The organism is Rhodovulum euryhalinum, assembly GCF_004342445.1.
Taxonomy (GTDB): Bacteria; Pseudomonadota; Alphaproteobacteria; order Rhodobacterales; family Rhodobacteraceae; genus Rhodovulum; species Rhodovulum euryhalinum.
This window is the reverse complement of record NZ_SLWW01000002.1, coordinates 97,735-117,383: the sequence shown is the minus strand read 5'-3', so window position 1 is coordinate 117,383 and position 19,649 is coordinate 97,735. Positions and strand designations below refer to the sequence as shown.

Below are 19,649 nucleotides of genomic sequence, written 5' to 3'. Positions count from 1 at the left end.
TTTCCTAGGTGCTGCCGCTCAGGGTGCGGACGGCCGCGCGGATGCGTTCGTCCTCCTGCGTCAGGAAGTTCTGGCCAAGTTCGTAGGCCCGCTGCACCTCGATCATCCGCGTGATCTCGGCCACGGCATCGACATTCGACTGTTCGACGAAGCCTTGCAGCATCGTGCCTTCCAGCACCGGCTCGGCCGGCCCGCCCGGATCGAACAGCGTGCCCGCGACATGGGTCATCGCGTTGCGGTCGGCCGGCAGGAAAAGCCCGATCTGCGTCAGCGGCTGGCCGTCGGCGCTCAGCGTGCCGTCAGAGGCCAGCGCGACCGAGGCCGCGTCGGGCGGCACGAAGATCGGCGCGCCGCCGGCATCCAGCAGCCGGTATCCGTCCGGCGTGACAAGTTCGCCCGCGGCATTGGACGAAAAGCTGCCCGCGCGGGTCAGCCGGTCGCCCTGGGGCGTCTCGATCATGAAGAACCCCTCGCCCTCGATCGCGAAATCGAAGGTGCCGTTGGTCTGGGTCAGCGGCGCCTGCGACAGGTCGATGTTGCGCACATGGGCGTTCGCCATAGACAATGATCCCCCCGGCCCCTCGACCGCGGCGACATGTTCCGAAAAGATCACGCCCTCGCGCCGGAAACCGGCGGTCGAGGCGTTGGCGATGTTATGCGCGACGCTCTGCATCTCGCGCATCAGGCCGACCTGGCGGGTCAGCGTGGTATAGGTGGTGCTGTCCATTCCTCAGCCCCCTGCGATGATCGGAACAAGCCGGTCGGTGAAGAAACCTGTCAGCGTTTCCGTCATGAAGCCCATCGTCATCCAGAATACGACCAGCATCGCGGCCAGCTTGGGCACGAAGGTCAGCGTCATTTCCTGAATCGAGGTCAGCGCCTGGAACAGGCCGATCGCGACCCCTGTCACCAGCGCCGCGGTCAGCATCGGCAGCGAGATCATCACGGCGATCCACAGCCCTTGGCGCAGCGTGTCGTAGAAGATGAACTCGGTCATGGGTTACACCGGCATCCGCAGGATTTCCTGATAGGCTTCGACCACCTTGTCGCGGACGGTGACGGCGGTCTCGATGGCCAGTTCCGTCTGCGCAAGTGCCTGGACCAGAGCGTGCGGATCGGCGCTGCCCGACATGGCGGCCATCGCGGTCTGCTCGCCGTTCCGCAGGGTTTGGGCGAATTGCTGGGCGGCGTCGGCAAAGGCGCCCCCGCTGTCGGGTTTCTGCGGCTGCGTCGCCGGCCTGGCGGTTGCATAGGCCTGCGCGGCGATGCTGGAACGGATATCCATGGGCGTGCCTCCTAACGGCGCAGCAGGTCGAGCAGGCCGCGCGACATCTGCCGTGCCTGGTCGAAGAGTTTCAGGTTGGCCTCGTAGCTGCGCTGGGCCTCGCGGGCGTCGGCGATCTCGATCACGAGGTTAACGTTCGAGCCCTGGAAATACCCTGCCTCGTCGGCCATCGGATGCGACGGGTCATAGAGCCGGGGCAGGTCCGTCTGGTCCAGCCGGACCGGCCCGGTCCTGACGGCGCCCTCGGGGCCCTTGGGCGACAGTTCGGCCTCGAAATCCGTGAGCTTGCGCCGGTAGCCGGGCGTGTCGACATTCGCGATGTTCTCGGACACATGGCGCAACCGCGCCGCCTGGGCCCGCAACCCGCTGGCCGAGAGGCCACGGCTGTCACTGAGATCTGCCATTCATGCCTCCTATCTTGCCCGGCCGAGACTGGTGCGCAGCACGCCCAGCGAACTGCGGTAGACGGCCAGGGCAAGGTCGTGCTTGCTCTTGGTCTCGGCCGCCTTCAGCATTTCTTCTTCAAGGGAAACGGTGTTGCCGTTCGGCTCTCCGGGCGCGTCGTCCTCGCGGATCGCGGCGGCGCGCAGGCCGGTTTCGCTGGCGGGCAGGTGACCCTCGCGCGTGGTGCGCAGGGGCAGTTCGGGCCCGGTCTTGCGGTAGGTTTCGGTGAAATCCGCGATGTCCTGCGCACGGAATCCTGGCGTGTCCGCGTTGGCCACGTTGCGCGCGATCACGGCCTGGCGTGTGCCGGCATGGACTGCCAGGCCCTGCGCCATGCGGAAGATTTCCATCTTGTCGAACATCGGGGATTCTCCCTCGGTTTCAATCAAGGCTTAAGGATGATTCCTTTAGAAACGGTAAGTGTTGACCCGGATCGGAGATGCCGCATGCCCGAAAGTCCCTTTGCCGCGCTCCAGGCCCGCATTGCCGCGCTGGCCCCGATCCGCGCGGTCGGCCGGGTGATGGCCGCGGGCAGCGGCACGGTGACCGTGTCGGGGTTGTCCGCCGAGGCCGGGCTGGGCGATCTGGTCGAGATCCGGCACGGCCGCGGCGTGCGCCGCCGGGGCGAGGTGCTTGCCCTGGCCGAGGGGGCGGTCACGGTGCTGCCCGACGGCACGCCCGAAGGGCTGTCGGTGGGCGACCGCGTCGTCCTGATGGGCCCGGGCGCGATCGCGCCGCATCGCGGCTGGCTTGGGCGGATCGTCGATCCGTTCGGCCAGCCGCTGGACGGCCGCCCCCTGATGCCGGGGCCAGAGCTGCGGCCGCTGCGCGCCGCACCGCCGCCCGCGACCGAACGGCGCGGCCTGGGTCCGCGGCTGGGCACCGGCCTGACGGCCTTCGACACGCTGTTGCCGATTGTGCGCGGCCAGCGGATCGGGCTGTTCGCCGGGTCGGGCGTCGGCAAGTCCAGCCTGCTGGCCAAGTTCGCGCGCGGGGTTCAGGCCGACATGGCGGTGATCGCGCTGGTCGGCGAACGCGGCCGCGAGGTGGGCGAATTCGTCTCTCATGTGCTTGGCCCCGAGGGAATGGCGCGCTCGGTGATCGTCGCCGCCACCTCGGACCAGTCGCCGATGGTCCGCCGCCGGGCGGCCTGGGCGGCGATGGCGGTGGCCGAACATTTCCGCGACGACGGCCACCACGTCCTGTTCCTGGCCGATTCCGTGACCCGGTTTGCAGAGGCGCACAGGGAACTGGCGCTTGCGGCCGGTGAACCCGCCGCGCTGCGCGGCTATCCGCCCTCGACCGCGCAGGCGATCATGTCGCTGGCCGAACGCGCCGGGCCGGGTGTCGACGGCATGGGCGACATAACGGCCGTCTTTTCGGTTCTCGTGGCCGGTTCGGACATGGAAGAGCCCGTCGCGGACATCCTGCGCGGGGTGCTGGACGGCCATGTCGTCCTGGACCGGCGGATCGCGGAACGCGGGCGGTTTCCGGCGGTCGACCTGCTCAGGTCGGTGTCGCGCAGCCTGCCGCGCGCCGCCAACGGCGCCGAGAACGCGCTGATCGCGCGGGCGCGCAGGCTGCTCGGCGCCTATGACCGGGCCGAGATGATGATCCAGGCGGGGCTGTACGCAGCGGGCTCCGACCCCGAGATCGATGCCGCGATCAAGGCCTGGCCCGGGCTTGACGCGTTCCTGTCCGAGGACTCGCCGGGCGATGTCGATGCAAGTTTCGCGCGCCTCGCCCACGTTCTGGCCGTGGCCGGACCCTTGCCCGATGCGGCCGGGACCGGCGCCGCCCAGAGGTGATCCTTCCCGGACCGGCTCAGCCGCCGAGAAGGGTCAACGCGATCTGACCCGAGCTGTAGCCGGCCGAGCCGGCACTGATCTCGGAGCGGACCAGGAACATCTTGATCAGCTGCTCGCGCTTGTCGGGGTCGGCGAACTGCGCAGCGTCGGAACTGCCGAACAGGGCCTCGGCCTTTTCGCGATAGACCTCGAGCTGGCGGTCAAGATCGATGGCGGCGAAGGAGGTCGGCAGGCCGAAGGCGGTGTCGAACACCTGTCTCAGGGGGCTCGACCCCATGATGCTGAACCACTTGGAATCGTCGCCGGACGAATTCGAGGCGAGATCGGTCAGTTCCCGTTCGACGTTCAGCGCCAGGCGCATGTCGTCGTTCTGTTCGCCCACTGCGATCTCGAAGCTGCGCTCGCGATAGGCTTCGGCGATCTCCTCGGCAAAGCCGGGCTCCTGGGTGCGCGGGGCGCCCACGCCGCCGAAGCCGAATGCCTCGGCCAGCTTGAAATAGCTCTTGTCGGCAAGCTTGTTGGCCAGGGCGTCCCTTGCGCTGGTACCCTCGGACAGAACCTTGCGGATGAAGAATTTCGACCCGATGTCGTCCTGCAGGCCGAACGCCCCCAGCGCCACCTTGAGCAGGCGGTAGTCGCCCACCAGTTCTTCGGCGTTGGTGACCTTGCCGATCTTCTCGGCGAAGTAGTCCAGATCGCGCTGGACCACGGTGCTCTTGTTGAAGGCTTCCTGCTGGCGCTCCATCGTGCGTTCGAGGAAGCGCCAGCCGGCGTACCCGCCGAGTGGGACGACGGGCTGAAAGCTCATGACGGCCTCGCGCCCGCCAGCAGGCGTTCCTCGCGCGGCAGCAGGCTGCGCAGCGCCTTGAGCACCTGGTAGTATTCCGCGCCCAGCACCGCCTCGGTGGCCAGCGTCAGCTGGGTCCGGCTGTCATGGTCGGTCAGGACCTGGCTCAGCTGTTCGATCCCGCGCAGCAGTTGCGGGCGGATGTCGTCGGGCACGGAATCGCCCGACAGAACCAGCTGGGCCATGTAGCAGACCCGGCGCACCGGCGTGTTCACCTCTTCGGGGTGGATCGCGTCGCGCAGGCGCAGGATGTTGGCATTGGGCGTCTTGATCGACAACCGGGTGCGGCGGTCGCCATTCTCGATCACCGCGCCGTTGACGAGGACCCGTTCCTTGGGGCCAAGCTTGAGGACAAGACCGCTCATGCCGAAGCCTCCGATTTCCCGAGGCCGCGCATGATGGCGGTGTTGACCTCGACCAGCGGGCCGATATCGGCCTTGCCGTTCAGCACCTCGCGGCTGTGATGGGTGGTGAATTCGAACAGGTAGAAGATCCGCGCGCGCAGTGCCTGGGGCAGTCCGTTGTCGCCATCGGCGACATCGGCGGCGAGCATCGTCCAGAGCTTGCGGTTCTCGTGGATCGCCGCGGCCAGCGCGGGATAGTTCCGGCGCCCGGCGCCTTCGGCGGCCTTGAGCCGGGCGGTGATGCGGGCGAAGGCCGCGTATTCGGTGGCGCGGGGGGTGCGGGTCTGGGCCTGGGTGGGGGCCGAATAGGCAGTCCGGGCCATGTGCAGGGCGTTCATGCTGTGTCCTTCCGTTCTGAGAGGGGGCTAGGTCCGTCAGGAAAGGGCCGGGGCTTTTGCCCCGGCCCTGCCTTGCCTTAGCGGAAGAGCGACAGCAGGTTCTGCGGCGCCTGGTTGGCGATCGACAGCGACTGGGTGGCAAGCTGCTGCTGCACCTGCAGCGCCTGGAGCCGGGCCGAGGTGGCCTCCATGTCGGCATCGACCATCGCGCCGATCCCGGTCTTCATCGAGTCCATCAGCTTGCTGACGAAGTCGTTCTGGGTTTCGAGCTGGTTCTGCGAGGTGCCGAAGGCGGCGGCGGCGTCGATCGCGGTCTTGATCAGTCCGTCGATCGAGGCCAGAGCCGCGTTGGCGCCGGTGCTGTCGCCGCCGGTGACGTCGATCGCACTGAGGCCACCCAGCTTGCCCGACCCCTCGTTCAGATACTGGGCCGAGACCGACAGACTGTTGGCGGTGTCGTTGGTAAAGGTGATCTGGTTCGCGTTCGTCCCGTCGATGGCGATCGTCAGGCGATCCGGATCGGCGGTTGTCGCGGGGGGGACGGGCGTGCCAGGAGTCTGAATGGCGAGTGAGTCGATCGCATTCTTCATGGCGACCGCCATCGCCGCGTTCTGTTGCGCCGCGGCCCCTGCGTCAGCGATCTCCTGCGAGAACTTGACCGAGACCGTCTGGTCGCCAATGGTCAGATTCAGCGAGTCGCCGACGGTCATCGTGCTGGTGTCGATCGCGATCGACCCCGTCCCGCCGGTCGCGCCGAGGGTGAACGCCGTGCGGTCGGTGGCCGCGGTGACGCCCGTGGAATCGGTGGTGAACGCATTTGCTGCCACATATCCGCCGATCGACAGATCCTGCGCCTTGACGTTGATCGAGGCCGTGGCAACGTTCCCCGAAGAATCGCGGTTGAGCGAGGACAGCACGTCCATGTCGTCGCCGTTGTTGATGAGGTTGACGCCGTTGAACTGGGCCGCCCCGACCACCGATGCGACCTGATCCCTCAGCGCGCTGATGTTGTTCTGAATCTTCTGCCGCTCGTCGGCGTTCGAGGCACCCTTGGCCTGGACGATCTGGTCCTTCACCTGATTCAGCAGGCCGGTGATCGATTCCGCCGCGTTACGAGCCACCGAAACGGTGGACTCGGCGCTCGACAGGCCGTCCGAGATCTTCTTGAAGCCCGACACGTCCGCCTCCATCGTCTTGGCGATGGCCCAGACCGCGGCGTTGTCCTTTGCGGAGTCGATCGACTTGCCGGTCGAGATCTCCGACTGAACCTTGGACAGGTTCGAGTTGATGCTTTTCAGGGTCTGCAGCGCGACCATTGCGCCGGTATTGGTATTGATGCTGGACATGGGTTCAGTCCTTCCTTTTCGTATGGCGCTTTGCGCCACGGGTTGATGCCGCCGATCAACGACGATCCAATGGTGTTCTCACCCGTACGGCTGTGGAGGTATCCCGTGCCGTGCCACCCGTCTTCTGGGTGCGATCCCGAGCATTTCAACTGCGGGTTAAACGACGGCTAATGAACCAAGGTTTTAGCGGGGCGTTTGGGCCAAAATAAGGCCTAGGCGCGGCGGGTCAGCGACCCTTGCGTGGCACCGATCTTGCTGGTTTGCCCGCTCTGGTCATAGGTGCTCAGCGGTTCGGCCGGCTGGCGGGCGCGGCGCAGGGTGGCCATGGCGGCATCGACGCCGCGCCTGACCGCTTCGATCAGTTCGGCGTTGCGCTCGGCCAGCGCACGCAGCCGCGCAAGCGTCGCCGGGTCGGTCACGGGGTGCGCGGCCAACTCGGCCACCATGCGCTCCTTCTCCTCGGCAAGCGCGTTGAGGAGTGGGAAATCGGCGCGTCTCAGCGCCGCGCGTTCGCGCAGCAGCAGATCCTCGATCGGGTCATCCGTGGTCATCCATCCGCTCCTTCAGGGCTTCGAACAATTGCTCGGCAAGGCCGATTCCCCCGGCCCGGACCAATTCATGGGCCTGCGCCTCGCGCAGGAACGAGGCGAACTGCGCTTCGCCCGGCCCGCCGGTAAAGGCGCCCTTCGCCTCTCCCAGTCCCGCGTGTTTCAGCATTTCCGAAAGGAACTGCGCCTCCAGCTTTTGCGCGGCCTCGCGCAGGGGGGCGTCGCGGAGATTGGGGCCGGTGGTCTGCATGGCTGGGGAGGTGACGGGGGGAAGCATGGCGGTTTCCCTAAATTGCGACTCGTTTTCCCGGTTATGACGCCCAAGCGGTAAAGAAGCGGTAACCGGTTGGCGGCCAATCTGCCCGGGACCAGTGGCAGAAGTCCGGCGATGCGCATGCAGTATTTTCCCGTATTCGACTCCGTGGGGGGCAATGTTCCCGCAACGCCCGACGCCGCACGCCCGGGCGCGGCGCCGCCGGGCGGCGAGCCGGGCGCGTTCCTCAGCACCTTTGCGCAGATGCCCCAGGCCGGCATCCGCACTCCGGGGACCGAGATTCCGTTGGCGGTACAGCTGATCCCGAACGCGGCCGGGGGCCAGGGTGCGCAAACCGCGGTGTTCGTCCTCGATGCGGCTGGCGTCTTGCCGGATCCGGCGCTGCCGGGCATGGCCGCCATCGACGGGGTACCGATCCCCTCCACGGGCGGCCCGGTGCTGCCGGTCGACTGGCCCGCCGGCGCCGAGCCGCTGCCGGACGGCGAAGGCGATCCGGGGACGGCCCCCCCGGCGTCCAATGGCGAACCCGGCGAGACTCCGTCCGTGCCGCCACCCGGGGCCGTGCCTGTCCTTGCGATGGCCATCGCGGCACAGGGCCCCGTGCCTGCGGCCCCACACCCGTCCGATGCCGCTGGTATTGCCGTGCAGGGGGCGGGTGTGGGGCCGGCCTGGCCTCTGTCCGGCGATCGCCGCGCCCTCGGCCTGCAGGTGGCTGGGGCCGCGCAAACGCCGCGATCCGGCGCAGCACCGGCGTCCGGCGCGACGTCCGATGCACTGCCGGCGGGTTCCCCGGCCGAACGCCGATCGGCGGTGGAGGCGGTACAACCGCGGTCTGCCCTCGTGGGGGCAACCGCCGCTGACGGCGTCGTGGCGGGCAGCGGCACCCGGCGCGACCCGATCGGGGAGGGGACGACCGTTCCGCCTGCGCCGCCCGACGCAACCACCCGGATCGAGGGCGAGGCCCGGACACAGGCCGAGAGACCGCAAGCCGCCCCGGTGACGCCGCGCGCTGGTGGTGGCCTGTCAGCGGAAGGCGCTTTGCCGCAAGAGACCCGGACGGGCGAGCGCCGGTCCGGGGACGGTCTGCCCGCCGCAGGTGCCGTGCCTGCCGCGGCTGGTCCCGGCGACCCCGGCCGGAGCGATGGCAAACCCGCCCTGCTTCAGGCCTCTCTCTCGGCGCCGTCCGGGCTGGCGGGCGGCATGATGCCAGCAGCACAATCGGCGCCGGGGCAAGCCGCCGCCGCCGCCGCGGACCTGCCGTCATCCGGTCCCGAGGACGCAGCGTCTGACACGCAGACGCGAACCGCCGCGCAGGCCCAGCTTCGCCAGGCGGCCGAGGCGCCGCCATCGCAACCCGCTGCGCCCGCCCCCGCTGGCAAGGAGGCGTCCGCGCCACCGCGCGAGCGGACCGTGCCCGCCGATCTGCCGCCGTCATCCAGCAACGGGGCGCCGGCGGCAACCGCGCCTGCGACCATCGCGCCTGCAGCCCGGCCGGCGGACGAGCCCACGGCCCTGGACAGCGCCCGCACGACCGGTGCGGCGGCGGACCTCTCTGCGGTCGAGACCGCGCCGCTGGGCGACGCGCCGGTGGCCGACCGGTCCGCCTCCGAGACGGGGCGCACGGCCCCGCAGCCGCTGGATGCCCCGCGTCCGGCGATGCGGGCCATGGCCGAAGCGCTGCACCGGGCCGCGGACGGGGCCGTCGAACTGACCCTCAACCCCGAAGAACTGGGCCGGGTGCGCCTGACCCTGAACCCGGGCGAGAACGGAATCACGGTGACGATCGAGGCCGACCGCGGCGACACGCTCGACCTGATGCGCCGCCATGCCGATCTTCTGGGCAACGCCATGCGCGAGCTTGGCTATGGCGAGGTGGTGCTTGATTTCGGCGGCAAGGGTGCGCGCCAGGGACATGCGCCGCAGACCGGCCCTGCCCCGGACGGTACCGCCGATCAGACCGCGGGCCAGACCCGCATCGACGCCCCGCATCCGACCCGCCTTGCGGGCGGCAGCGGGCTTGACCTGCGCCTTTGAAAGGAGTGACCAGATGGACAGTGCGACATCCACCACCGCGACCACCGCCGCCACCACGTCCTCGGCCGCGGCAACCAAGGCCAAGAACGCCGCGATCAGCAGCGATTTCGAAACCTTCCTGAAGATGCTGACGGTCCAGATGACGAACCAGGACCCGATGAACCCGATCGAATCGTCCGATTATGCGGTGCAGCTCGCGACCTTCTCGGGGGTGGAACAGCAGGTGCAGACCAACGACCTGCTGAAGACCCTGACCGAGACCATGGGCGGCGCGGGGCTGGCGCAGTATGGCGGCTGGGTTGGAATGGAGGGGCGTGCGGCGGTCCCGGCGCTGTTTGACGGCGATCCGGTGACGATCGTGCCGACACCCGCGGCCGAGGCCGACAAGGCGCATCTGGTTGTGCGCGATGCGGATGGCAAAGAGGTGCAGCGCTTCGAACTCCCGATGGACGGTGCGCCGGTGGAATGGGCCGGCACAACCGCGGATGGAACGCCGCTTCCGGCTGGCAGCTACGGTTTCGTGGTCGAGAGCTTCCAGGACGGCGCGCGTATCGCCGAGAGCAAGGCCGAGGTCTATGCCAGGATCACCGAGGTCCGCAATGATGCCGACGGCGTCACGCTGGTGTTCGAGGGCGGCGGAGAGACACCGGCCGGCAATGTCTCGGCGCTTCGCCAGCCCTAGGATAGGGACGCATATTGTCTTGGCCGAAGCCGTGCGCATGTGACGAGGATGGTGCGGGCGTCGTAGCCTCGGCCGGCGACGATATCGCCTCTTCGGCCACCATCAGGACGGTGGACCACGGTTTCGAAATCCCGGTCTTCATGTCCTCGACCGTCGCCCGCTGCCGTCACTTCGCTACGGTCTTGGGGTTGATGCCAAGGTCCGGCTCAGCTGCGCGAGCGACGCTTGCGATCGCTTTATTGCCGCTCTGACAGCGTGCGTGGCCGTGGCGTTCCCGTGACGACCCTGTCCCATGGTGCTTCCTTCCATCCCTTCGAAAGGATCGAACCATCAAACCGTGGGATCAAACACCTCGGTCCGCCGGTGCGCGGTTACCGGGCCGTCGCCCGCCGCCCTGATCCGGGCCACGGCCGCGTCGATCGGTTCGTGAGCCACGGACATCGTGCGGGCGCTGGCGTGGATCAGCGTGCCTGGGTCGGCCACCAGTGCGACATGGCCCTTCCAGAACAGGAGATCGCCGCGTGCGGGTGGCGTGGCCCCGGGCAAGGCCCGGCCCAGGGCACGTTCCTGCTGGTCGCTGTCGCCCGGGCAGGTCCGCCCGCAGGCCAGCCAGGCGGCCTGCACCAGCCCCGAGCAGTCGATCCCCCAGATCGAGTTGCCGCCCCAGAGATAGGGCGTGCCGAGGAAGAGTTCCGCCACCGTCACCGGGTCGGCAAAGTGCGCATCGGCAGGCCGCAGGTGGGGTTTCGGGACGAACCAGCCCTCGGCGGTCTCGCAGAAGGTGCCGTGCTCGCCCACCACGCACAGCCGCGTGCCAAAGCCGAGGCTCCAGATCTCGGGGCGCTTGAGGTCGGGCGCGGTATAGGCGTGGGTGGCAGGGACGGCGACGACATGGGTGGGGTCGGGCGCGCTGTCCGACAGCGCCTCGGCGGGCACATAGCCGACATACCCGTCGCGCGCGGCCCAGCCGAAGGCATAGCCGTCCCGGACCTCCAGCACCTCGACCCCCTCGCCGAGGACAAGCTGGCGTTCGCGCGCGCCGCCGGGGGCGCGGAACAGATCTGTAAGGGGCCGCTTGACGCGGTGCAGGACAGGCCGGACGAACCGCGCAGCCTCGACCTTGCCCACGAGGTGCAGCGCCGCGACGCGGCCGTTGGCGGGCGTCTCGCGCCGGTCGCCGGTCACAGGCCCAGCGCCCCGGGCAGGGCGCCCAGGATCGCCCGCGCGCCCTGCCCGACACCGCCCTTGGGCCGGGCGGGGGCGTCGGCGGGTTGCCAGCCGTAGATGTCGAAATGGGCATAACGCGCTTGCGCGACGAAACGGCGCAGGAACAGCGCCGCGGTGATCGACCCCGCGAAACCGCCCCTGGGCGCGTTGTCGAGATCTGCGATGCCGGGCTCGATCATCGTCTCGTAGGGCGCGTGGAACGGCATCCGCCAGACCGGGTCGGCGGCGTCCGTGGCCGCGCTGGTCAGCGCCGCGGCCAGCCCGTCGTCATCGGTGTAGAACGGCGCGATGTCGGGGCCGACCGCGACGCGCGCCGCCCCGGTCAGCGTCGCCATCGAGATCAGCAGGTCGGTCTCCTCTTCGCAGGCCAGCGCCAGCGCGTCGGCCAGCACCAGCCGCCCCTCGGCATCGGTGTTGTTGACCTCGACACTCAGCCCGTTGCGCGCCCGCAGGATGTCCTGCGGGCGGAAGGATGCGGAGGACACCGAGTTTTCCACCGCCGGGATCAGCACGCGCAGCCGCAGCGGCAGCCCCAGCGCCATGATCGCCTGCGCCAGCCCCATCACGGACGCGGCGCCACCCATGTCCTTCTTCATCAGGCCCATGGACTCGCCGGGCTTGAGGTTCAGCCCGCCGGTATCGAAGCACACCCCCTTGCCCACCAGCGTCAGCCGCGGGCCCGCCTCGCCCCAGCGCATCTCCAGCAGGCGGGGGGCCTGCGGCCCGGCCCGGCCGACCGCATGGATCAGCGGGAAATTCCGCGCGATCAGGTCCTCGCCGCGCACCGCGCTGGCGGTTGCCCCGTGGCGCGCGGCCAGTGCGAACAGCGCGTCCTCCAGCGCCTCGGGGCCCATGTCCGAGGCGGGGGTGTTGATCAGGTCGCGGGTCAGCCATTCAGCCGCGGCCAGCGCCTCGACCCGGGCCGCGTCGACACCCGCGGGCGCCTTGAAACCGGCCTTGGGCGGGGTCTGCGCCCGGTAGCGGTCGAACCGGTAGGACGCCAGCAGCAGGCCCAGCGCCTCGGCCTCCAGCGCGGCGCCCGCAAGGTCGGTTTCCATGTGAAAGACGCCCTCGGGCAGCCGGGCCGCCGCGCCTGCAAGGTGAAACCGCCCTCGCGCCCGCCGGGCGGCGTTGCCAAGACCCGCGGCGGCCCCGGCAAGGGCGCCATCGGTGCCCGGCAACAGCGCCACCTCGCCCAGCCCCGCGGCGAATCCGGTCGCCGTCAGCCAGGCCGCCTCGGCCGCCGGACGGGTGGCGCGCCAATCGGCAAACGCCTCCTCCTCGACGACGTGAAGCGGCAGCGACGGCGCGTCGGGCGCGGCGAAACGGGGCGGCATGGGCGGACGGGCCTCCGGTCAGGGTGCGGGATGGACCCCGACCCTACCCGGTTCCGCCGCGCCCGCAAGCGGGTTCAGCCAGAGCGGTGCTGCAACTCGGCGGCGATCCGGAAGGACCGCAAGGCGATCCGCCGCAGCCGTGCCATCGTGGCGGCCACCGCAACCTGGTCACCCGACTGCACGGCCCGTGACACGCCCCTGGCGGCTACCGACAGGCTGAGCAGCCCCAGTGAGTCGCCCAGCGCGCGGATCTGACCGGAAAGGTCGATGCAATCGCCCGGCCGCACCTGTTCCGAGGCCAGATCGAGGCAGACCATCAATTCCTCCAGCCGCTCGACCGACAGCGACATCAGATGCGCCGCCCGGGTCTCGCCCAGTTCGACGAAAAGGTCCGCCAGCCGATCCGAGTCCACACTCAGCGGTTCGTCCTGACGCATCACAACAACTCGGGACACTCGCACCCCTCCGGGAAAAGTTTGCACCACACCTGCGGGGACACTGGGCCCACAGCGTCAAGAAAGCGTTGCGGCCCACGGCCGAAATCTCTCGAATTTCGGGCAAATGCGCATTATGCACCCGCAGAGAAAACGGAGAACGTGATGCACAACGCCCGCCCGCTGCCGCAGTATCTTGTCCAGCGCTACCATGGCTGGAAAGCGACAATTCATGCCGAGAACAAGGCCTGGTACCGCCGCCTCGCAGAAGAGGGCCAGCGGCCGCGCGCGATGGTGATCTCGTGCTGCGACTCGCGGGTCCATGTCACCTCGATCTTCGGCGCGGACGAGGGCGAATTCTTCATCCACCGCAATATTGCGGGCCTCGTGCCGCCCTATGCGCCCGACGGGGGCAACCACGGCACCTCGGCCGCGGTGGAATACGCCGTCACCGTTCTGAAGGTCGCGAACCTGCTGGTGGTGGGCCATTCCAAATGCGGCGGTGTGCGCGGCTGCCACGACATGTGCGCGGGCCTTGCCCCGCAACTGGAGGAGAAGACCAGCTTCATCGGCCGCTGGATGGACATCCTGCGCCCCAGCTACGAGCGGACGCAGGGCATCGGGGACGAGGATGTCCGGCTGGAAGCGATGGAGAAGGACGCGGTTCTGGTCTCGATCGAGAACCTGATGACCTTCCCCTTCGTGAGGTCCGCGGTCGAGGCCGAGGATTTGGCGCTGCACGCGCTCTGGAACGACATCGGCGAAGGCAATGTCGAGTATTTCGACCCGGAAAAGGGCCAGTTCCTGGCGGTCTGACCCTTTTCCCGGCGGCCAGCCCGCCTAGAATTTGCGTGGGAACCAAAGAGGGCGGTCTTGGGTGACATCCTGAACCTTGCGGCGGGCAACCTGTTGTCGCCGATCATCCTCAGCTTCGCGCTGGGCCTGGCCGCGGCGCTGGCGCGGTCCGATCTTTCCGTGCCCGAGGCCGCGGCCAAGGCGCTGTCGCTCTACCTGCTGTTCGCGATCGGCTTCAAGGGCGGCGCAGGCGTGGCGGCGCACGGACTGGACGGAACGCTTTTGCTGGCGCTGGTGGCGGGGCTGGTCCTGTCGGCGGGCCTGCCCTTCGTGGCCTATGCGCTCTTGCGCGCGATGACCCGGCTGGGGCCGGTCGATGCGGGCGCGGTCGCGGGTCATTACGGCTCGATCTCGATCGTCACCTTCGTCGCCGCGACCTCGGTGCTGGCGGGCCAGGGAATCCCGGCCGAGGGCTTCATGGTCGCCGTCGCCGCGATCATGGAGGCGCCCGCGATCCTGGCGGCCCTTTGGCTGGTGATGCGCCGGGGCGGGCAAACCGAGATGGAATCGGGGATCTGGCGCGAGATCCTGCTGAACGGATCCATCGTGCTGCTGCTGGGGGCCTTCGCCATCGGCTGGATCACCGGCCCGGGGGGACTGGCCGAGATCGAAAGCTTCATCGTGGCGCCCTTCAAGGGCGTGCTCTGCCTGTTCCTGCTGGACATGGGGCTGGTCGCGGGCCGCAACTTGCGCGACAGCCGGGGTGTCATCACGCCGGGCCTGCTGGCCTTCGGGGTCCTGATGCCGCCCATCGGCGCGCTGTTCGGCCTTGCCGCGGGGCTGGCGCTGGGCCTCAGCCTCGGCGGTGTCGTGCTTATGATGACTCTGGCGGCCTCGGCCTCGTATATCGCGGTGCCGGCGGCGATGCGGGTGGCGCTTCCCCAAGCGAACCCATCGATCTACCTGACGCTGTCGCTGGGGATCACCTTCCCGTTCAACCTGACGCTGGGCATTCCGCTTTACCTTGCGGCGGCCCGCCTCGTCACCGGAGGATAGCCGCATGCAGACCCATGCCGCGAAACGGGTAGAGATCATCATCGAGGCGCCGATGGAACGCCGTCTGACCGAGGCGCTGCACAAGGCCGGGGTCACGGGCTACACCGTTCTGCCGGTCCTCGGCGGCACCGGCCGGTCGGGGACGTGGAGCCGCGAGGGCCAGGTCGGCCGCGCGGGCGGCATGGTGGCGGTGATCTGCCTGATCCGGCCCGACCGGCTGGACGGCCTGCTGGATGCGGCCTTCGCCGTGGTCGAACGCCATATCGGCGTCGTCTCGGTCACCGATTGCCAGGTGCTGCGGGCGGAACGGTTCTGATCCCGGCCCCATCCGGGCAAGGATAGGACCGAAAAAAGTCCGATGAAATTCCGATACGCGGATCCTACTGCAGGACCATGCCTTCGGGCCAGGTCATCCGGGTGGATAGCGACACCTCGCGCGTCTCGCCCGCCCCCAGGTCGAAGCGCCATTCCAGCACCCCGCGCTTTCCGTCGATATCGGTCTCGGCGGGGTCCGGCGTGGCCTGCCAGGTGATCTTCAGGTCCTGCTGTTCTGAATAGGGCACGCGGTCGACCAGCCGGATCGGCCAGGCCTCGCCGGTCAGGTTCTTCGCCTCGATCCGCACTTCCTCGACCCATTCGTTCGCCTTGCGGATCACGCCCCGGTCGCCTTCGGTCCGGTCCAGCACCTGCCGGGTCAGCCGTAGCCCGTCGATCGGTCCGAAGGCCAGTTCGGCCTCGCCGCCCGCGGGAATCGCCGCGATCGGCTGCTGGCCCACGAAGCGGCCATCGAGATGAAACAGCGCCTCGCCTGTGGGCAGGATCACCTCGTCCGAGGCATTGGTGAACTCGGCCACGACAAAGGCGGTCGCATCCCACAGCGGGGCCGCGCGCGCGGCGATCTCGGCCGGGGATGTCAGCGTGCCCAGCGCCAGCCGCACCCGGTCGGCCCCGGCGGCGATGTCGACGGGCTGGGGATAGGCATAGCTGACCGACAGACCATCGCTTAGGGCCTGGGCGATCTCGACCGCCGGGGCGGGCATCGGCGCGTCGTCGATCGCGGCGCCCACCGTGGCGCTTTCCATTGCCGCCCGCGGGCGCTTGAACATGTCGTCTGGGTCGCCGATCCGCCGCAGCTCGGGCCAGACGGGGCTTGGCGCGGCCTGCTCGCTGGGGCGCACGGTCGACAGGGTCAGCGCGACGCCTGCCCAGTTCTCGCCGGTGTCTTGCGACACGAAGGCGCCCCGCTCGATGGCGAGGAGCCCCTCGGCACGGTCAAGCCTCAGGTCGTAGACCGGCATCCAGCCGGCCTCGGGGATGGTATAGCTGACGCTCAGTTCGCCCGACGCCGCCGCCTCCGCGGACACCTCGACCGCGACCAGCGCCCGCGCCTCGTCCTCGGGGACCAGCGCGGCGAGCGTCTGGCGCGCCTCGTCCAGCGCCTCGCGCAGATCCTTCAGGCCCCGGTCGGCGGCGGCGGCGCGCTCTTCGGCGGCAAGCGCCTTGCGCAGGGCCTCAAGCGTCTTGTCCTCGATCATCGCCGCGATGTCGCGCAACGCGCCGACATCGAGCGGCGCGCCGGCCTGTCCCGAGCCGATGCGGCCCAGGAAGGCTATGCGCGCGCGCGCGGCATCGGCCTCCAGCCGGATCGCGTCGACCTCGGCCTCGGCGGTGCGCAACTGGTTCTCCAGATCCTCGACCGTTGCCTCGGCCGACTCGAGCAGCGCGGTCTTGAGCGGCGTGCGGGGCGGTACGAAATCCGACCGTGCGCTGACGCTGCCCAGCGTGGCACCCTCGACCGCCACGCGCACGCCGGCCAGCGGCGTGGATTTCGGCAGGTCGGTCAGGATCAGCCGATGGCGGCCCGCCGGCATCTCGAACGCGACCCGGCGGGTGACGCTTGCGCCGTAGGGATACAGCGTGACCGCGGTCACGGTACTGGCAAGCGGGATGTCATCGGCCCACAGGGCGGTGGGGGTCAGGGCCAGGCAAAGGACAAGGGCGCGCATCGCAGGATCGCTCCGTTTGGGGGTCTTGCGATGCAGGGTGCGGCAGCGGGGCACGGGTTGGCAAGGGCAAGCTGCGCATACCCCCGCGCAAGGGGCCCGGATTGTGCCGGGCCCGCGCGCTGGTCGAAACGCTTGGGCCTTGCGGTTGGCGGGCCTTGCGGCCCGGACCGCCTCTCACCCCTTCTTGAGGGCGCGCTGGCCAAGGACCTCGGCGATCTGCACCGCGTTCAGCGCAGCACCCTTGCGCAGGTTGTCGGACACCACCCACAGGTTCAGCCCGTTCTCGATCGTCGAATCCTGACGGATGCGGCTGACGAAGGTGGCGTAGTCGCCCACACATTCGATCGGGGTCACGTAGCCGCCCGGTTCGCGCTTGTCGATCACCATGACGCCGGGCGCCTCGCGCAGGATGTCGCGCGCCTCGTCCTCGTCCAGGAAGTCCTCGAACTCGATGTTGACCGCCTCGGAATGGCCGACGAAGACCGGCACCCGCACGCAGGTCGCGGTGACCTTGATCGCGGGGTCCATGATCTTCTTGGTCTCGGCGACCATCTTCCATTCTTCCTTGGTCTCGCCGGAATCAAGAAAGACGTCGATCTGCGGGATCACGTTGAAGGCGATCTGCTTTGGATAGACGCTGGGCGCGACCTCCTGGCCGGGCACGAAGATGCCCTTGGTCTGGTTCCACAACTCGTCCATCGCCTCTTTCCCGGAACCCGACACGGATTGATAGGTAGAGACCACAACGCGCTTGATCCGGGCGCGGTCGTGCAGGGGCTTCAGCGCCACCACCATCTGCGCGGTGGAACAGTTGGGGTTGGCGATGATGTTCTTGCGGGAATAGCCCATCACCGCGTCGGCGTTCACTTCCGGAACGACAAGCGGCACGTCCGGATCGTAGCGGTAGAGCGAGCTGTTGTCGATCACCACGCACCCGGCCTTGGCGGCCTTGGGCGCGTATTCCTTGGTTGCGTCGGAGCCGATCGCGAACAGCGCGATGTCCCAGCCGGTGAAATCGAACGTGTCCAGATCCTGGGTCTTGAGAGTCCGGTCGCCAAAGCTGACCTCGGTGCCCAGAGAGCGGCGCGAGGCAAGCGCGGCGATCTCGTCGACCGGGAACTGGCGTTCCGCCAGGATGTTCAGCATTTCGCGGCCCACGTTGCCCGTGGCGCCAACGACGGCGACCTTGTAGCCCATCGGGTGGCTCCTGTTCTTCTCGGGTGGATTCCCGGGCGCGAGCCTTACAGGAAAGGGCACGCGGGCGAAAGGGCCGTTCAGGGCCGCGCAACGCGCCGGCGGCGCGGTTCAGCGCGAGAAGCAGCTCGGCCGCTGGCCGAAGCCCGAGGCGGTGCAGATGTGCGATCCCTGTCCGTGGCGACTGTCAAGCCGGCGGGCCAGCACCTTGCGCTCCCGCTCGGACAGCACCGTGTCGGCCTTGGGCTCGGGGTAGAGCCAGCGCATGACCGAAGCCCCGACGATCGCCTGCCGTTGGACCACCTTGCCGTCGGCCAGGGCCGGTGCGGCGCTGAGCATGAGGCCTGCGGCCGCGGCGGCGGCGAGCGCCGGAATTCCGGCGCGGGCTGGTCGTCGAAGGATACGCATCGCGTTTGGTTCCTGCTTTGCCTGTACTCGGTTGCTTCGCCCGGGGGGCATGGCGTCCGCGATCCGGTCGGGTCGTCAGGACGGACCAAAGGCCCCCCAAGTGCACGAGTATCGTCTGGATGTTAAGCTTTTCTGTGGCAAAGCCGGGGCAAAGGCGAGGCGGTATCAGCCGCGGCGCCAGATACGGGCGGGTATTCGCCGAGGGCCCCCCAGATCATGGGCGGCCCGCTGCCACTTGTGCGCCGATGTCGCGATCTGCGCGTCTATTCGTCGATCACGCGGGCCTCGAATTTCCAGTTGGGCAGGCCGTAGTCGTCAGGCCAGGGATAGACCTCTTTCTGGTTGAAGTAGACGACGGCCACGAGGTTCGGGAATTGCGGATAGAGTTGCCGCACCTCGCCATTCCACTTGTCGACATAGGCCTGGCTGCCCGAATAGCCGAGTTCCGCGACCACCACCGGCTTGCCGAAGGGTTCGACACGCGCATAGCGGGGCCCGAGGATCTTTTCGAAGGACTGCTCTTCGCCAAGGATTTCCTGCTCCCACGGCTGCAGGCCAAAGACCGACAGGCCGATGATGTCGACATAGTCGTCGCCGGGGTAATAGGGGGTCAGCTGCTCGTAGCCGAGAGGCGACCACATGTAGTTCACCCTGGGCGCCTGGGCACGGCAGACGTCCACCAGCCGGCGATAGGCGGCGATATAGGTCTCGGGCTCCCAGTTGGCCCAGATGAACTGCCCGCTCTCGTCCTCCATCTCCTGCGCCCAGCGTACGGTGACGGGGCTTTCGAACAGGTTCAGCACGGCGCAGATCGAGGCCATGTAGCGGTCGTATTCGCCCGAGGCGATGCCCTGTTGCAGGATCTCGGGGGTGTTCCGCTCGCTGCGGTTCCAGGTCCAGGGCTCGATCGTCGCCAGGATAGACCGGCCGCGTTCCAGCGCGTAGGCGTCGGCCTCGATCAGGCTGGGCAGGAACACGTCCTCCCAGGGCAGGAACAGATGCTCGATGGTGACCTCGGGATCGTCCGCAAAGACCCCGTCGGGGTCATAGACGCCGAAGGGCAGGTCGCCCGGCGGGGCGGATTCCGCACGTGCCGTGGCCGTCAGGCAAAGCGCCATGACAAGCCCCGCGACGGTGGATTTCAGAGCGTAGGCCATGATGTGTTCCTTACTCGATGATCGG

The 19,649-nt window shown here is 68.7% G+C and carries 24 protein-coding genes and 1 pseudogene; 6 read left to right on the top strand and 19 right to left on the bottom strand.

Annotated elements, in window-relative coordinates; all coding sequences use genetic code 11:
• Positions 1-4: 4 nt before the first annotated feature.
• The 5 genes from EV655_RS02855 to EV655_RS02835 are packed head-to-tail and all read right to left on the bottom strand — an operon-like array spanning position 5 to position 2,091.
• Positions 5-727, bottom strand: coding sequence for a flagellar hook-basal body complex protein (locus tag EV655_RS02855; protein WP_132541532.1), 723 nt, complete (start codon positions 725-727; stop codon positions 5-7).
• Between the two features lie 3 nt (positions 728-730).
• Positions 731-997 (bottom strand): flagellar biosynthetic protein FliQ, encoded by a 267-nt coding sequence (locus tag EV655_RS02850; RefSeq protein ID WP_132541529.1) that lies wholly within the window; start codon positions 995-997, stop codon positions 731-733.
• Between the two features lie 3 nt (positions 998-1,000).
• Entirely contained in the window at positions 1,001-1,285 is a 285-nt protein-coding gene (gene fliE / locus EV655_RS02845; protein ID WP_132541526.1) for a flagellar hook-basal body complex protein FliE, read from the bottom strand.
• A gap of 11 nt (positions 1,286-1,296) precedes the next feature.
• Positions 1,297-1,689 (bottom strand): flagellar basal body rod protein FlgC, encoded by a 393-nt coding sequence (gene flgC / locus EV655_RS02840; protein ID WP_132541523.1) that lies wholly within the window; start codon positions 1,687-1,689, stop codon positions 1,297-1,299.
• A gap of 9 nt (positions 1,690-1,698) precedes the next feature.
• Positions 1,699-2,091, bottom strand: a complete 393-nt coding sequence (locus tag EV655_RS02835; protein WP_132541520.1) for a FlgB family protein — start codon at positions 2,089-2,091, stop codon at positions 1,699-1,701.
• Between the two features lie 84 nt (positions 2,092-2,175).
• Between EV655_RS02835 and EV655_RS02830 the strand changes: the two genes are divergently transcribed.
• Positions 2,176-3,537, top strand: a complete 1,362-nt coding sequence (locus tag EV655_RS02830; RefSeq protein ID WP_132541517.1) for a FliI/YscN family ATPase — start codon at positions 2,176-2,178, stop codon at positions 3,535-3,537.
• Between the two features lie 16 nt (positions 3,538-3,553).
• Here EV655_RS02830 and EV655_RS02825 read toward each other — a convergent pair whose 3' ends face one another.
• The 6 genes from EV655_RS02825 to EV655_RS02800 all read right to left on the bottom strand — a co-directional run bounded on the left by EV655_RS02825 (position 3,554) and on the right by EV655_RS02800 (position 7,297).
• Complete coding sequence (locus EV655_RS02825) at positions 3,554-4,345, bottom strand: DUF1217 domain-containing protein (RefSeq protein WP_132541514.1); 792 nt, start codon at positions 4,343-4,345, stop codon at positions 3,554-3,556.
• Positions 4,342-4,749, bottom strand: coding sequence for a flagellar biosynthesis repressor FlbT (gene flbT / locus EV655_RS02820; protein WP_132541511.1), 408 nt, complete (start codon positions 4,747-4,749; stop codon positions 4,342-4,344). The genes EV655_RS02825 and flbT overlap by 4 nt, the downstream gene beginning before the upstream one ends.
• The gene (gene flaF, locus EV655_RS02815; protein WP_132541508.1) at positions 4,746-5,126 is read right to left on the bottom strand and encodes a flagellar biosynthesis regulator FlaF; all 381 of its coding nucleotides are present in this window, start codon (positions 5,124-5,126) and stop codon (positions 4,746-4,748) included. The genes flbT and flaF overlap by 4 nt, the downstream gene beginning before the upstream one ends.
• A gap of 77 nt (positions 5,127-5,203) precedes the next feature.
• Positions 5,204-6,472 (bottom strand): flagellin, encoded by a 1,269-nt coding sequence (locus EV655_RS02810; RefSeq protein WP_132541505.1) that lies wholly within the window; start codon positions 6,470-6,472, stop codon positions 5,204-5,206.
• A gap of 212 nt (positions 6,473-6,684) precedes the next feature.
• On the bottom strand, positions 6,685-7,023 hold the full coding sequence (locus EV655_RS02805) for a hypothetical protein (protein ID WP_132541502.1): 339 nt from the start codon (positions 7,021-7,023) through the stop codon (positions 6,685-6,687).
• The gene (locus EV655_RS02800; protein ID WP_132541499.1) at positions 7,010-7,297 is read right to left on the bottom strand and encodes a rod-binding protein; all 288 of its coding nucleotides are present in this window, start codon (positions 7,295-7,297) and stop codon (positions 7,010-7,012) included. The genes EV655_RS02805 and EV655_RS02800 overlap by 14 nt, the downstream gene beginning before the upstream one ends.
• A gap of 117 nt (positions 7,298-7,414) precedes the next feature.
• On the opposite strand from EV655_RS02800, the gene fliK reads away from it, so the two are divergent.
• Both fliK and EV655_RS02790 read left to right on the top strand, forming a co-directional pair.
• Positions 7,415-9,328 carry a flagellar hook-length control protein FliK gene (gene fliK, locus EV655_RS02795; RefSeq protein ID WP_165905251.1) on the top strand — a complete coding sequence of 638 codons (1,914 nt, stop codon included), beginning with the start codon at positions 7,415-7,417 and terminating at the stop codon, positions 9,326-9,328.
• Between the two features lie 13 nt (positions 9,329-9,341).
• A complete protein-coding gene (locus tag EV655_RS02790; RefSeq protein WP_132541493.1) occupies positions 9,342-10,010 on the top strand; it encodes a flagellar hook capping FlgD N-terminal domain-containing protein in 669 nt (222 codons plus the stop codon).
• An 85-nt stretch (positions 10,011-10,095) separates the two neighbouring features.
• Here the strand turns inward: EV655_RS02790 and EV655_RS19105 are convergent.
• From EV655_RS19105 to EV655_RS02770, 4 genes and pseudogenes are all read right to left on the bottom strand, one after another.
• A pseudogene (locus tag EV655_RS19105) lies at positions 10,096-10,304 on the bottom strand (IS481 family transposase); the annotation flags it as partial.
• A gap of 36 nt (positions 10,305-10,340) precedes the next feature.
• Positions 10,341-11,195, bottom strand: a complete 855-nt coding sequence (locus EV655_RS02780) for a C40 family peptidase (protein ID WP_132541490.1) — start codon at positions 11,193-11,195, stop codon at positions 10,341-10,343.
• Complete coding sequence (locus EV655_RS02775) at positions 11,192-12,574, bottom strand: leucyl aminopeptidase family protein (RefSeq protein ID WP_132541487.1); 1,383 nt, start codon at positions 12,572-12,574, stop codon at positions 11,192-11,194. The genes EV655_RS02780 and EV655_RS02775 overlap by 4 nt, the downstream gene beginning before the upstream one ends.
• A 74-nt stretch (positions 12,575-12,648) precedes the next feature.
• Positions 12,649-13,011, bottom strand: coding sequence for a hypothetical protein (locus EV655_RS02770; RefSeq protein ID WP_132541484.1), 363 nt, complete (start codon positions 13,009-13,011; stop codon positions 12,649-12,651).
• Positions 13,012-13,173: 162 nt separating this feature from the next.
• Between EV655_RS02770 and EV655_RS02765 the strand changes: the two genes are divergently transcribed.
• From EV655_RS02765 to EV655_RS02755, 3 genes are read left to right on the top strand one after another with little or no spacing between them, the layout of a single operon-like run.
• Positions 13,174-13,824, top strand: a complete 651-nt coding sequence (locus EV655_RS02765; RefSeq protein ID WP_132541481.1) for a carbonic anhydrase — start codon at positions 13,174-13,176, stop codon at positions 13,822-13,824.
• 57 nt (positions 13,825-13,881) lie between these two features.
• Positions 13,882-14,859, top strand: a complete 978-nt coding sequence (locus EV655_RS02760; protein WP_132541478.1) for a sodium-dependent bicarbonate transport family permease — start codon at positions 13,882-13,884, stop codon at positions 14,857-14,859.
• A gap of 4 nt (positions 14,860-14,863) precedes the next feature.
• The gene (locus EV655_RS02755; RefSeq protein WP_132541475.1) at positions 14,864-15,175 is read left to right on the top strand and encodes a P-II family nitrogen regulator; all 312 of its coding nucleotides are present in this window, start codon (positions 14,864-14,866) and stop codon (positions 15,173-15,175) included.
• Between the two features lie 64 nt (positions 15,176-15,239).
• On the opposite strand, the gene EV655_RS02750 is transcribed toward EV655_RS02755, so the two are convergent.
• The 4 genes from EV655_RS02750 to EV655_RS02735 form a co-directional block, all read right to left on the bottom strand.
• The gene (locus EV655_RS02750) at positions 15,240-16,865 is read right to left on the bottom strand and encodes a DUF4139 domain-containing protein (protein WP_132541472.1); all 1,626 of its coding nucleotides are present in this window, start codon (positions 16,863-16,865) and stop codon (positions 15,240-15,242) included.
• Between the two features lie 174 nt (positions 16,866-17,039).
• Positions 17,040-18,062 carry an aspartate-semialdehyde dehydrogenase gene (locus tag EV655_RS02745; protein ID WP_132541469.1) on the bottom strand — a complete coding sequence of 341 codons (1,023 nt, stop codon included), beginning with the start codon at positions 18,060-18,062 and terminating at the stop codon, positions 17,040-17,042.
• Positions 18,063-18,170: 108 nt separating this feature from the next.
• Positions 18,171-18,398, bottom strand: coding sequence for a hypothetical protein (locus EV655_RS02740; protein ID WP_165905250.1), 228 nt, complete (start codon positions 18,396-18,398; stop codon positions 18,171-18,173).
• Positions 18,399-18,730: 332 nt separating this feature from the next.
• The gene (locus tag EV655_RS02735; RefSeq protein WP_132541463.1) at positions 18,731-19,624 is read right to left on the bottom strand and encodes a glycoside hydrolase family 26 protein; all 894 of its coding nucleotides are present in this window, start codon (positions 19,622-19,624) and stop codon (positions 18,731-18,733) included.
• Positions 19,625-19,649: the final 25 nt, after the last annotated feature.

Bases quoted from the DNA above. Each gene is read 5' to 3' on its own strand.
- EV655_RS02855 (WP_132541532.1), bottom strand. From the start codon at position 727: ATGGACAGCACCACCTATACCACGCTGACCCGCCAGGTCGGCCTGATG.
- EV655_RS02850 (WP_132541529.1), bottom strand. From the start codon at position 997: ATGACCGAGTTCATCTTCTACGACACGCTGCGCCAAGGGCTGTGGATC.
- fliE (WP_132541526.1), bottom strand. From the start codon at position 1,285: ATGGATATCCGTTCCAGCATCGCCGCGCAGGCCTATGCAACCGCCAGG.
- flgC (WP_132541523.1), bottom strand. From the start codon at position 1,689: ATGGCAGATCTCAGTGACAGCCGTGGCCTCTCGGCCAGCGGGTTGCGG.
- EV655_RS02835 (WP_132541520.1), bottom strand. From the start codon at position 2,091: ATGTTCGACAAGATGGAAATCTTCCGCATGGCGCAGGGCCTGGCAGTC.
- EV655_RS02830 (WP_132541517.1), top strand. From the start codon at position 2,176: ATGCCCGAAAGTCCCTTTGCCGCGCTCCAGGCCCGCATTGCCGCGCTG.
- EV655_RS02825 (WP_132541514.1), bottom strand. From the start codon at position 4,345: ATGAGCTTTCAGCCCGTCGTCCCACTCGGCGGGTACGCCGGCTGGCGC.
- flbT (WP_132541511.1), bottom strand. From the start codon at position 4,749: ATGAGCGGTCTTGTCCTCAAGCTTGGCCCCAAGGAACGGGTCCTCGTC.
- flaF (WP_132541508.1), bottom strand. From the start codon at position 5,126: ATGAACGCCCTGCACATGGCCCGGACTGCCTATTCGGCCCCCACCCAG.
- EV655_RS02810 (WP_132541505.1), bottom strand. From the start codon at position 6,472: ATGTCCAGCATCAATACCAATACCGGCGCAATGGTCGCGCTGCAGACC.
- EV655_RS02805 (WP_132541502.1), bottom strand. From the start codon at position 7,023: ATGACCACGGATGACCCGATCGAGGATCTGCTGCTGCGCGAACGCGCG.
- EV655_RS02800 (WP_132541499.1), bottom strand. From the start codon at position 7,297: ATGCTTCCCCCCGTCACCTCCCCAGCCATGCAGACCACCGGCCCCAAT.
- fliK (WP_165905251.1), top strand. From the start codon at position 7,415: ATGCAGTATTTTCCCGTATTCGACTCCGTGGGGGGCAATGTTCCCGCA.
- EV655_RS02790 (WP_132541493.1), top strand. From the start codon at position 9,342: ATGGACAGTGCGACATCCACCACCGCGACCACCGCCGCCACCACGTCC.
- EV655_RS02775 (WP_132541487.1), bottom strand. From the start codon at position 12,574: ATGCCGCCCCGTTTCGCCGCGCCCGACGCGCCGTCGCTGCCGCTTCAC.
- EV655_RS02770 (WP_132541484.1), bottom strand. From the start codon at position 13,011: ATGCGTCAGGACGAACCGCTGAGTGTGGACTCGGATCGGCTGGCGGAC.
- EV655_RS02765 (WP_132541481.1), top strand. From the start codon at position 13,174: ATGCACAACGCCCGCCCGCTGCCGCAGTATCTTGTCCAGCGCTACCAT.
- EV655_RS02755 (WP_132541475.1), top strand. From the start codon at position 14,864: ATGCAGACCCATGCCGCGAAACGGGTAGAGATCATCATCGAGGCGCCG.
- EV655_RS02750 (WP_132541472.1), bottom strand. From the start codon at position 16,865: ATGCGCGCCCTTGTCCTTTGCCTGGCCCTGACCCCCACCGCCCTGTGG.
- EV655_RS02745 (WP_132541469.1), bottom strand. From the start codon at position 18,062: ATGGGCTACAAGGTCGCCGTCGTTGGCGCCACGGGCAACGTGGGCCGC.
- EV655_RS02740 (WP_165905250.1), bottom strand. From the start codon at position 18,398: ATGCTCAGCGCCGCACCGGCCCTGGCCGACGGCAAGGTGGTCCAACGG.
- EV655_RS02735 (WP_132541463.1), bottom strand. From the start codon at position 19,624: ATGGCCTACGCTCTGAAATCCACCGTCGCGGGGCTTGTCATGGCGCTT.